The organism is Vibrio sp. ER1A (assembly GCF_000733315.1).
Lineage (GTDB): Bacteria > Pseudomonadota > Gammaproteobacteria > Enterobacterales > Vibrionaceae > Vibrio > Vibrio mediterranei.
On the sequence record NZ_JPJA01000086.1, the window covers coordinates 1,533,955 to 1,545,629 of the forward strand.

Here is an 11,675-nt window from a genome sequence, read left to right on the forward strand (position 1 = left end):
AACAATCTCAAATGATAACTACTTTTGAACTTGGATATTTATTCAGATATATAATTATAAATATCTAACGAAATGAATTTTCTATTTTTTGAAGAATGTCACTCAAAATGCTATTAGCTAACGAAGTCACGAGACAAAATGCCGTAGCACTAAAGAACTAACACTATCGTATCGTTCTATAATGCTACGTTATTTCGATTCGAACTTATCGGTCTCAATAAAGTTCAGTACCAATGAGGTTACATAAGGATCACGACGTAGCCTATCGTGTTTGATATCTACTTCAATAAAGTCTCGCATACCATCAAGTTTTGTAGATTCTACCGAGACTAGCCCATCGTTGCTTTTGCTAAACATGCCACTGAAAACCGGGTAGCTTTGCGTACCTGCTATGACACCGAAATCGTAGTTTGGAGTTGGCAAACTGTTTGGGAATGAATTAGGACTGGTTGTTAGCGATTCAGCGGTACCACCCACTAGAGATAGCATCCAAGTGTCCGAAAAGAAATCAGCAACATCACTACCATGGTTGGGAGTACCAACAAACACCACTTTTCCCATCTCCGATGAGTCGACAAAATCAGGGTGCTGTGCCAAATACGAGCGGATAACTAATCCACCTAATGAATGCCCAACAAAGTGAATTTTCGACTGATTAGTGACAAGGTTTTTTGAGTGATTAAACTCGTCAATACATCGAGAGAGCTCCTTGGCACTCTCGGCAAGCGTATTTTCAATAGGCTGGCGAAGCGTTGGGTAATCCACGACACAGACTTGATAGCCTTGTTTGGCAATACCTTTTGACATATTCTGCATCGACCAAGCGCTTCTCGCTAAGCCGTGCACTACAACAACTTGATCTAAGTGGTGTGCATTTAGTTCACTATCGACGGTTTCTATCTCCGGCTTACTGCAACCCACTAGAGCAAGAGCAGTCAATATTGTCATACTGACTTTCCACTTCATTCTACGCCTCCTAACCTCGATACCCACCCCAGAATATCAAAGTGGTTTAACCACTTCTACACTATCTCTGTAAGACTTTCATTCCAAATCTAAGTAAATTTACAAAAAATCAAAAACCACTTTACCGCTGAGTTTTTAATCGGTTATTCAATGCGCTGGAGTGTGAAAGCTAACAATTTAAAACTTATGCGATCATTGCTAGCCGATCGCAAAGAAATCTTATTATATTCACCGTTTTTATGTGTCAATCACTAACAAAATTACTGTCGTATTAACCCTTAGTACCACATAGATATAGTGGGTAACGGACTTATTCGTGAATTTTAAGCCTTAATCGCTATTTTTCTATCTAATGTGTTGAAATAGCCTTTCTTCCCCAACATACATTCACCATATCAATATAAAACCTGTTTGATATGCATTCCAAACTTTCTAAGGTGTTGAAGAGTGCACTCATTTAATTCCAATTTGATCCGCCTACTACCTACTAGATGTTGCGACCTGAGCTCGTAACAGGCGTAAATAACTAAGGAATATATTATGAGAACAAGATTAAATTACCCTGCAATGATTCTCCCCGCATTGATGTTTGGGATGTTGCTGAATACCTCACTGACCTTCGCCAATGTCGATTCTGATGGCGACGGTATCCCCGACCTTGAAGATATTTATCCTTGGGACGACACCAAGTCTGCCTTACCTATTCACCGATTACCTTCCATTGTGGAAGCGGAAGATTATGACCTTGGTGGACAAGGCATCGCCTACTTCGACAAAGAACCAGAGAACCGTGGGAGAAAGCAATACCGTAACGATGGTGTGGATTTCTCTACTCACACTGATGGGCAGGTACACGTTGGCTGGTTTGCGCGCGACGAATGGATGAACTACACCGTGCAAGTCGAAGAGGATGCCTACTACGAATTCTCTGCTTGGTTAGGCTCTTCTGCCGACAAAACCAAACATGTAGAACTGCGTAAGGGCACAGAAGTGTTGTTCCGAATTCCATTCATTTCCTCCACCCAGATTACTCGCGAATTTGAGCAAACCTCACCTCACACCATTTGGTTAACTAAAGGGGAACATACGTTTACGCTCGCAGCAGTAGAAGGTTCAATCCGTATTGATCGCTTGCAGTTTGACTTATCGCCCCTTTCCAAAGACTCTGATAATGACGGTGTCGTCGATGCCGAAGATGCCTTTCCCTATGACCCTACCGAGTCTGTCGACACGGACAGCGATGGCATTGGAAATAACAAGGACACCGACGATGATGGAGATGGTGTTGCCGATATAGACGATGATTATCCACTTGACTCAGAAAGGTGGAAAAATGAGGTCACCATTATCTCCCCAGATAGCTGCAATGGTTTAGAGAACCAAGCACTACTATGCAATGTGTTAGCAAACGACCTAGACCCTGAAGGTGATGAACTAACCATCGTCATTGCATCTGAACCAAACTATGGAACAGTTACCGTTGTCGAAGGACAAATACTATATCAGCCAAATGCTGACTTTGTCGGCTTAGATGGCTTCTTCTACCATGTAGAAGACGGATTTAACCAATCGCAGCCAGCTTGGGTCGACATTCAAATCGACCGAACCACGACAATCGAAAATCCAGCCACCATATACACTGCTGGTTGGGAAAACGGTCTGGCAGACTCCGGCTTACCAGGGGAACTCACCCCCTCTTTTTCTAGTAGTTACGACTCACTCACCAAAATACCCGCCAGCTATCACTATTACGAGGTAGCTCAAGTAGATTGGGCTCGCACAGGTAATCATGTGATGAAGTTTTACGGCGAGCCGCCAGCTTATCGAAGCGAAACAGCCTTTATGGATGGCCGCTATCAGTATGCACCGGGAGATGACTTCTATTTTAGTGCCAGTATTCGCCCTGATGCATCTTGGCAGACCATCACTAAATACTCCATTATCTTGGCACAGTGGAAGTCATTCAGCTCTGGTCCTCACGCCGCAGTGCGTCTAAGCAATGATGGGCTTTTCAAACTCAGCTTCCACGCAGCTAACTATCCGGTGATCGATTTAGGCCTTGCCCCACAAGACCAATGGACTGATATTCGTATCTACTTTAAAAAGTCTTTGGCCGACGATGGACGAGTAAAAGTCTGGGTCAATGGTGAGCTGAAGCTCGACCGGAAAGGTAAAAACATGCTGATTAGCAATAATGGGTACACCAAGATCGGAATGTATACAGAAATTCGCAGTCCTAGGACAATCTATTTCGACAACGTTTCTGTCTCTAAAGCCATTAATAGAGAGTTGGATGCTTGGGGACGCTCCCCCGTGGATGGTATCTATAATGACAGTGACGATGACGGTAAAAGTAATGGCTTAGACCCGTATCCATTTGACCCAGAACGTTAGCTTTCGTCACTCTTGCAGCGACGGTGTGAAAACCGTCGCTAAGCTAACCCAAGGCACGGTTATCTATTCAAGAATCTAGCCACATACCAACAGTCGGCTTCAATCTGATAGCCTTGCTCTCCAGCCCACGCAAGACCGTGATCGACTAACTGTTTTGCAGCGCCCTTTCCACGCAGTGATTCTGGTACAAAGGTGTGGGTAAAATTAACCGTATTACCCGAAAGCTTGTAATCCAATACCGAGTCTTGCCCGTTCGAAGAGAGTACAAATCTCTGTCTATCTTGTTGATGTTCAATCATGATATTTCGTGCCCTAATTGCGCTAGATATTGTTTCATAAACGCCACTCTACTGATTGCTTCCTGTTTACCCGCTTCGGTTTTCATTGTGTCTGCAATGGAAAATAGCTTGATGTAAAAATGGTCAATGGTGAACTTGGCATCGTCAGCAGAACGCTCAACGCAAAAAGGGTCATCAGTACTATACAAAGTTCGACCCAGACTGCTCGCAACCTGAATACAACGCGTAACACCTATAGCACCTAAGGCATCTAATCTGTCAGCATCTTGTACTACTCCAGCTTCAATAGAATCAGTTGCGATATTGGCGGAAAAACTGTGCGCGACAATCGCATGGTGGATGGCATCAATATGCAGCTCAGGGTAACCTATCGATCTCAAAAACTGACACGCTTTGTGCGCCGCGATAGTTGAACTGCTCGCACGTTCTGGATGATCCTTAGGATAAGTAAAGCAATCATGCAAATAGGCCGCTGGAATAACCACATCCAAATTAGCGTTTTCTGTCACTGATAAGCGTTTAGCACAATTAACGACCCGTAATACATGGTTAAGATCATGCGCCGCATCAGTGATCATTTCCGCTCGAATAAAGTCCAGAAACTGAGGAATCCATTTCTCATTAAACACTGATAGTACCTTTGATAAGCGTAATCGCTTGACCACTGAGCTCGATACGGTCTTGTTTCAACATCATACCAACGTAGCCTCCGCGCTCAGAATCTTGGTAACCGATCAGCGAACACTTGTTGAGCTTATCGGCCCAATAAGGAGCCAATGCGCAATAGGCAGACCCCGTAACAGGATCCTCATTGACTCCAACCCAAGGGGCAAAATAGCGAGCAATGAAATCCACATCACTCCGCTCAGACTTGGCCGTTACCGCCATGGCTCGACCTTCACATTGGATAAGAGCGTGGAAATTTGGAGTAAGATGATGCAAGCGTTCTTCACTTTTTAGCACCAGTAAATCTTTACCACCTTCGAATTCACCCCAGTACTCGACATCCTCTTCCTTCAAGCCCAGAGCTTCCAGTTTCGCGAGTGACTTTTCAGCCTCATTGGCAGGGTAAAGTGGAAAGTCTAAAGAAATACGTTCACCAGCTTTCTCTGCATGAAGCTCACCCGATAGAGTATGAAAACTGCACTTTCCATCTTTTTCTAGCAGCCCTATCTCATCTAGCACATTAACAGTAGCCAGTGTTCCATGACCACAAAGCGCTACTTCCACTTGTGGTGTAAACCAACGCAATCTGTTATCGGATAGTGATAGAAAAGCGGTTTCTGAGATCGCCATTTCCTTGGCAATAGACAGCATTAATGAGGCGGGTAACGGTTCTTGAGTAATACACACACCAGCAGGGTTCCCCTTAAAGGGCTCGCTGGTAAATGCATTCACTTGATAGATATCTAACTGCATGACAACTCCTTATGGACCGTTACTACTTTAAAGGATAGATAAAATAATCGCGAGCAGAGTTTAAATTGTTATGGGTGATGATCTCGCCTGTTATCAATTCGTAGATAACAAAAAGAGTCAAAAAGAGTCAAAAAGTAGCTAATATGCATCGAAAAGCCCACCTACCGAGTAAGATCTGCATTGGTTGTGATAAGCCTTTCACTTGGCGCAAAAAGTGGCAACACTGTTGGGAACAAGTTCGATATTGCTCAAAGCGATGCTCAAGTAAAGCGCGCGGAGCTAAGAAATCGTCTGAATGTTAACAACGTCACCACGTAATATCACTGCCATCATAAGCAATGAAGCGGCCGTTGTCTTCTGGACTAAGATTTTTCAAAACGTGGAACAGTAAATTTGCGGTTTTATCCGGCGCGAATAGCTGTTTTTCTGGCACATTTGCTTGAAAAGGCAGAGAAAGTGCTGTGTCCGTGGTTCCTGGATGTAAAGCTATCGTGCAAGAACGTTTCATTAAACGCCCCCATTCAATGCTTATGTTCTTCACTGCCATATTCAACGCGGCTTTTGAGCAGCGATAGCTGTACCAGCCACCTAACTCATTATCGTCAATACTTCCCACTCTTGCGGAGATGGTGGCAAAGCGGGGAGCATCCGAGCGTCTGAGAAAAGGTAAAACGTGCTTTGCTAACAGCAAAGTAGGCAAGGTATTAACTTGAATACTGGTCATAAGGTTGTTTGAGGTAACTGCCTTTAAAGTCTTTTCAGGAGTGAGCTCATTTATCGACAACACACCAACACAATTGATGACCCAATCTAGATGGTCAACCTCAGCATCGAGTGACGTCGTTAACGAGCTATAATCATCTTCTTCGGTGACATCTAAAGCATACCAGCACAATCGCGCATGCTGCACTCTAGGCTGAGCACGGCGATAAGTAGCAAAGACATTGGCATTGGTATGAGTCAGAATCTGCTGGCATAACGCACTCCCTATCCCTCCGGAAGCACCAACGATCAAAACATTCAATGGCTGCATCTCTACCTCACAGGCGCTCTATTCGAGCTAAGTTTGCTTCGGCCGTTGTAAGATGTTCATCTTGAACATCGGGCGCCAACCGGTCCCAAGTTCGATAAATCATCGCCGTACGAGGGTTCTTACTCAACCACTCACGATGCTTATGCATAAACCGCCAATAGAAGCCGTTAAAAGGACAGGCTTGTTGGCCTGAACGCTCTTTGACGTTATAAAAACACCCACTACAATAATCACTCATTTTGTTAATATAGCCACCACTTGAACCATAAGGTTTGGTCGCAATAAGTCCTCCATCTGCGTACAAAGCCATACCTCGAGTATTGGGCATTTCTACCCACTCAATCGCATCAACATAAATGCCAAGGTACCATTGTTCTACTTGGTCTGGGTCCAACTCTGTGAGCAACGCGAAATTACCAGTCACCATTAAACGCTGAATATGATGAGCGTAAGCGAAATCAAGAGACTGAGTGATGGCTCGCTTCATACAACTCATCTTTGTCTCGCCGTTCCAAAAATATTGAGGTAGCGCCCTAGAAGCTTTTAGCGCATTGGTCGTCGAGTAGTCTGGCATATTGCTCCAATACATGCCTCGAATATACTCACGCCAACCGAGTATCTGTCGGACAAAGCCTTCAATCTGCGCAAGTGTGATCTGTCCTTCAGAGTGAGCATATTGCTCAATGGCTGCATATAGCACTTCTAGAGGGGATAGCATCTTACAGTTAAGCGAGAAAGAAAGGCGGCTATGGTACAGGCTCCACTGACTCTCATGCTGTTCCGTCATGGCATCTTGAAAACGGCCAAAATTGGGCAAACAGACTTGGCAAAAGTGTGCCAGTAGAGTGAGAGATTGAGAGCGATTGATAGGCCAAATGAGTTGTTCTTCAATTCGTCCTATCGAGTTTAGGTTGTGACGCTCTATCCGAGACACCGTCTCCTTCGTCGGTGATGCAAACAATAACGGTGTGGGTAGCGCTTCTATGTCAGATTTTTTCAGTTTGTTGCGGTTATTGGCATCATAACTCCACTTACCACCAAGCGGTTTAGTTTCACTTTCCATCAACACGCCATGTTTCTTGCGCATTTTGCGGTAAAAGTGGTCCATGACTAATGCTTTACCTCCCACGAAATAGGTTTCTAATTCTGAAAAAGGCAGTAAAAAGTGTTCAGACTCCACCAAAGTGGCTGAAAATTGTGGGTGAGAAAAGTGAGACAGTTGGTCAAGTAGACGATATTCGTCTGGCCTTTGGTATTCAAATCTAACGATGTTGTATTGCTCACCAACTGAGGCAATCAGCTCCGATAAAGAGTCAAAAGCACAAGTGTCATCTAGAGTGAGATAGTGAACGTGATGCCCTTGCTGCATTAGGCTTTGCGCAAAGTTTTCCATTGATAGGAAGAACGCCACTTGCTTTTGAATATGATGCGTCACGTATTCAGATTCTTGCTTTAGTTCGGCGATTAGATAGAGCACATCATTGTCCTGTTCAGAGAACCACGAATGTTGGCTATCCAACTGGTCACCTAAGACGAGCCTCAGCGTTTTGTATCCCATTTTCATTCCTATCAGTCCTGAATTGGCCAATCCGCCATATCCACCGCGTTCAAACGAGAATTTGGCTGGTCACCTTTCCACTTACGGATGAAAACATTTTCAGGATCATAGAGTTGGGTCTGTTTATCTAGATCAAACTTTCTATTTCCCCTCGGGTCAGCACCTACTCCAGCCAAATATTGCCAGTTTCCCCAATTCGACCCGACATCATAATCAATAAGCATGTGCTGGAAATAACACGCACCATAGCGCCAATCGAGTGATAGCTCGTGCACCAAACAGCTCGCGACCAGCTGCCTCCCTCGGTTAGACATGTAGCCTGTCTCACGGAGTTGGTTCATACAAGCATTCACAATGGGAAACGGCGTGTTGCCTTCGACCCACTGACGTAATCTTGAGGCATAAAAAGTGGTCAGGGGACGCTTGTCTTGTATCCCACCAAATGCAAACAGCTTGGCGCCATGTTTATGGCTGTACCAATGAAAGTACTCGCGCCAGAGTAGTTCAAACAGAATCCAGTAAGTGGACTCGTTACTACCATGCTTTTGCTCGAAACGGTGTAGTTGATTCACCACTGCTCTGGGCGACACATTGCCGTTGGCTAACCAGAGAGAAAATTTGGTCGAGCTGCTCCAGTTATCGAGTTCGTTGCGTGTGGATTTGTAACTAAGCGCCGCCTGAGTAGCAAAGTAGTCTCGCACATGCCCTAAGCCCGCCAGTTCACCTCCACGAACGCTGCCATGAAGCTTCAAAGAAGAAGGTTCGCACCCATAGCTGGCAGGGAGGCCATCTCGATTATTCATTGGAGGTGGTAGCTGGGTCGTAGTTTGAGATGGGGGCGGCACTACAATGCTTTCCATTTTATTCTTAAAACGAGTGAAAGAATGTGGCAAGTCTTCTAAGTCAAAAGGCAGTAACGTTTGGTGAAATAAGGACTCGGTATCATCACGATGCAACACAATATCAGTGCGCTTGAAGAGCGCTTTAGTAACCACATAGTCAATGTACCAGCTTGCACTGTTCGCTACATAGAGGTCAGTAATCGAATAATAGTCGAACATCTGTTCTAGTTGGCTCACGGCCTCATCAAGGCTGGTGACTGAAACTTGATGTAGTATTTGCCCGAGTTGCAACAGAGATTGGTTCAGCTCACCCAGCGCCTGCATCTTGAACTCTCGCTTCGCTGAATCGTCTATCTCTACCGGCAGAAAGCGTCTGTCATACATGGTTTTCAGCTCATCAAAGTACACGCAATGCAGTCTGTCGACGTGCTCACTGGCTTTTTGCAACAACCGATTATCATGCAACCGGAGATCATGGTTGAACCAATAAATTCCTCTTCTTTTTGACATACCATTTCCCAACGTCATCTTTTCCCAGACATCTGATACGCAGTAACACCCTTGATAGCTTAGAAGAGAGTTGGTCATTCTGTGATTCCATCACGTAGAAACTTTGTTGAAGCCATAAACAACACCTCAAGGAGGGCTTTGGGATGTCATTGAAAAAAAACCTCGATAAACTCGCTCCTCATTTTGAAGCTGGAGGCAAATACCAAACTTTCTATCCACTTTATGAGGCAGTCGCCACGTTATTTTATACACCCGGGCACGTCACTCGAGGGCAAACACATCTGCGGGATAGTATTGATCTCAAACGCATTATGATAATGGTATGGATCGCGGTATTCCCCGCTATGTTTTGGGGAATGTTTAATATAGGCAACCAGACTGTCGCAGCACTGTCGACCACCTATTCCCCAGACGAGATCAATCAACTGATCACCGAAAGTTGGCGCCTATCTTTGGCATTTGGCTCTGCCAATGATCTGATTGCGGCGGGCTGGGCAAGTAAAATGTTGTTTGGCGCTAGTTACTTCCTACCAGTCTACCTCACCGTATTTATTGTGGGCGGTTTTTGGGAAGTCCTGTTTGCTATCGTCCGCAAGCATGAAGTTAACGAAGGTTTCTTTGTCAGCTCAATCTTGTTTGCTCTCATCCTCCCGCCAACTATCCCGCTTTGGCAAGCAGCATTAGGGATAACCTTTGGTATTGTGGTCGCTAAGGAGGTTTTCGGCGGTACAGGGCGCAATTTTCTAAATCCGGCTCTCGCTGGACGGGCATTTCTTTACTTCGCCTACCCCGCTCAAATGTCTGGAGGGGCCGTATGGGTCGCCGCAGATGGTTATTCGGGCGCTACACCGCTAAGCCAATGGTATGAAGGTGGGGAGAGTGCCCTTTATAGTACCCTAACCGGACAGCCATTAACGTGGTGGGATGCTTTCTTTGGCAACCTGCCTGGGTCTATGGGCGAAGTATCAACATTACTGATTATGTTGGCGGGTATATTCTTGATAGCAATCGGAATCGCCTCTTGGCGAATTGTGGCGGGAGTCTTAATTGGCCTTATCGTAACCGCCACTTTACTGAATGCTATTGGTTCGGATTCCAATCCTATGTTTTCGATGCCTGTATATTGGCATTTCGTCATTGGTGGTGTCGCTTTTGGTACCTTTTTTATGGCGACCGACCCAGTGTCCGCCGCGTTTACTGATACAGGGAAATGGGCTTATGGTTTACTGATAGGAGTTATGACTATTGGTATCAGAGTGCTCAACCCAGCCTATCCGGAAGGTATTATGCTCGCCATATTATTCGCTAATTTATTCGCACCGCTATTCGACCACTTCGTGAAAGAGGCCGTAGTTAGACGGCGAGCGAGACGCATCAGTAATTAGGCGCTATCAATTTATACAGCCGATAAATAATGGCGTTAATTTTAATGCATTTTATAAATAGCGCCATTATTGAACCAAAATCACGTTAATATTTGAGTCCGTTTTCAAAAACTGAACTTTCTAAAGTGACAAACTACTGAACTCGTTGGATAATTATAAATAATCGGACCAGGAGAGTCTGACTTCGAATTAAGTGCAAGCCTCGCCAATCAGAATGAGCCAAGGACAATAGTTAGATCATGAAAAAGAACGATTTTCAGAAATCGGCGGCTAATTTAAAAAAAGCAGTACCATTGATGGTAAAACACCACGTTCCCGCGACGCCTGCCAATTATGCACTTTGGTACACTTATGTGGATCAGACTATTCCAGAACTGAACGCTGAAGTTGACTCTATTCTCAAAGATTTCGACGTTTTACCGCCAGCAAACACCAATCTACTTTATCGCGACCATATTGCTGGCAAAGCCGAAGTCAATTTGCAAGATCTCAAGCACAATATGGAAGCCCTCGTTACTGAAGTTTCAAGTTCAATGACGGACGCCATCGCCGATACATCACAGTTCTCCAAAGTGCTTGAGCAAAGTTTTGACGGATTAAGCACGCAAATAGAATCGCAGCGCGATCCGACACTTGATGAAGTAATGCCTTTGATTCAACAGTTGGTTGACGAAGCAAACGACATTCGCCATTCAACCGACTTCATTCATAACCAGTTAAAAAACGCCAGTGATGAGATAGCACGCCTAAAATCTCAGTTGGCTAAGGTTCAATGCAATGCGTTATTCGATAGTTTGACGTCATTATATAACCGCGGAGCGTTTGACGCCGACCTCAACATGTTCTGTGATGCTAAGCAGCCAATGAGCCTCATCTTTTTGGATATTGACCACTTCAAGAAATTCAATGACGAATTCGGGCACCTATTTGGTGATACGATCTTAAAAGGCATTTCACAACGTCTAAAACAAGCTTGTCGAGGTGGGATAACTGCCTACCGTTTTGGTGGAGAGGAATTCGCATTGATCATTCCTAATAAGTCCTTAAGAGTGGCAAGACAAATGGCAGATGCACTACGTCTAGCCATCGAAAAAATGACGATTAAAGATCGAAAAAATGGTTCAAAGGTCGGCAATATTACCGCTTCTTTTGGTGTCGCTGAATTTACAGCGGGTGATACCTACATCTCACTGGTCGATCGTGCAGATAAGATGCTCTATGATGCCAAACGAGCAGGCCGCAACCGAGTTATGCCTTTTTAATAACTCG

The 11,675-nt window shown here is 44.8% G+C and carries 11 protein-coding genes; 4 read left to right on the forward strand and 7 right to left on the reverse strand.

What is annotated here, in order from left to right:
- Positions 1-189: 189 nt before the first annotated feature.
- Positions 190-966 (reverse strand): alpha/beta fold hydrolase, encoded by a 777-nt coding sequence (locus tag HW45_RS13760; RefSeq protein ID WP_038227488.1) that lies wholly within the window; start codon positions 964-966, stop codon positions 190-192.
- 540 nt (positions 967-1,506) lie between these two features.
- Here HW45_RS13760 and HW45_RS13765 point away from each other — a divergent pair.
- Positions 1,507-3,360 carry a heparin lyase I family protein gene (locus tag HW45_RS13765; RefSeq protein ID WP_038227489.1) on the forward strand — a complete coding sequence of 618 codons (1,854 nt, stop codon included), beginning with the start codon at positions 1,507-1,509 and terminating at the stop codon, positions 3,358-3,360.
- A gap of 59 nt (positions 3,361-3,419) precedes the next feature.
- Here the strand turns inward: HW45_RS13765 and HW45_RS13770 are convergent, their stop codons facing one another.
- From HW45_RS13770 to HW45_RS13780, 3 genes are read right to left on the reverse strand one after another with little or no spacing between them, the layout of a single operon-like run.
- Positions 3,420-3,659, reverse strand: a complete 240-nt coding sequence (locus HW45_RS13770; RefSeq protein WP_038227490.1) for a GNAT family N-acetyltransferase — start codon at positions 3,657-3,659, stop codon at positions 3,420-3,422.
- Positions 3,656-4,237, reverse strand: a complete 582-nt coding sequence (locus HW45_RS13775; protein ID WP_051868137.1) for an HD domain-containing protein — start codon at positions 4,235-4,237, stop codon at positions 3,656-3,658. The genes HW45_RS13770 and HW45_RS13775 overlap by 4 nt, the downstream gene beginning before the upstream one ends.
- 43 nt (positions 4,238-4,280) lie before the next feature.
- Complete coding sequence (locus HW45_RS13780; protein ID WP_038227492.1) at positions 4,281-5,078, reverse strand: PhzF family phenazine biosynthesis protein; 798 nt, start codon at positions 5,076-5,078, stop codon at positions 4,281-4,283.
- Between the two features lie 143 nt (positions 5,079-5,221).
- Here HW45_RS13780 and HW45_RS28820 point away from each other — a divergent pair, with 143 nt between their 5' ends.
- On the forward strand, positions 5,222-5,380 hold the full coding sequence (locus HW45_RS28820) for a DUF2256 domain-containing protein (protein WP_081875819.1): 159 nt from the start codon (positions 5,222-5,224) through the stop codon (positions 5,378-5,380).
- A gap of 5 nt (positions 5,381-5,385) precedes the next feature.
- Here HW45_RS28820 and HW45_RS13785 read toward each other — a convergent pair whose 3' ends face one another.
- The 3 genes from HW45_RS13785 to HW45_RS13795 are packed head-to-tail and all read right to left on the reverse strand — an operon-like array spanning position 5,386 to position 9,021.
- A complete protein-coding gene (locus HW45_RS13785; RefSeq protein ID WP_038227809.1) occupies positions 5,386-6,102 on the reverse strand; it encodes an SDR family NAD(P)-dependent oxidoreductase in 717 nt (238 codons plus the stop codon).
- Positions 6,103-6,118: 16 nt separating this feature from the next.
- Positions 6,119-7,669 (reverse strand): cryptochrome/photolyase family protein, encoded by a 1,551-nt coding sequence (locus tag HW45_RS13790; protein ID WP_038227493.1) that lies wholly within the window; start codon positions 7,667-7,669, stop codon positions 6,119-6,121.
- A gap of 11 nt (positions 7,670-7,680) precedes the next feature.
- Positions 7,681-9,021 (reverse strand): DASH family cryptochrome, encoded by a 1,341-nt coding sequence (locus tag HW45_RS13795; RefSeq protein WP_038227810.1) that lies wholly within the window; start codon positions 9,019-9,021, stop codon positions 7,681-7,683.
- 143 nt (positions 9,022-9,164) lie between these two features.
- Between HW45_RS13795 and HW45_RS13800 the strand changes: the two genes are divergently transcribed.
- Both HW45_RS13800 and HW45_RS13805 read left to right on the forward strand, forming a co-directional pair.
- Positions 9,165-10,406, forward strand: a complete 1,242-nt coding sequence (locus HW45_RS13800; RefSeq protein WP_038227494.1) for an NADH:ubiquinone reductase (Na(+)-transporting) subunit B — start codon at positions 9,165-9,167, stop codon at positions 10,404-10,406.
- Between the two features lie 239 nt (positions 10,407-10,645).
- Complete coding sequence (locus HW45_RS13805; protein ID WP_038227496.1) at positions 10,646-11,668, forward strand: GGDEF domain-containing protein; 1,023 nt, start codon at positions 10,646-10,648, stop codon at positions 11,666-11,668.
- Positions 11,669-11,675: the final 7 nt, after the last annotated feature.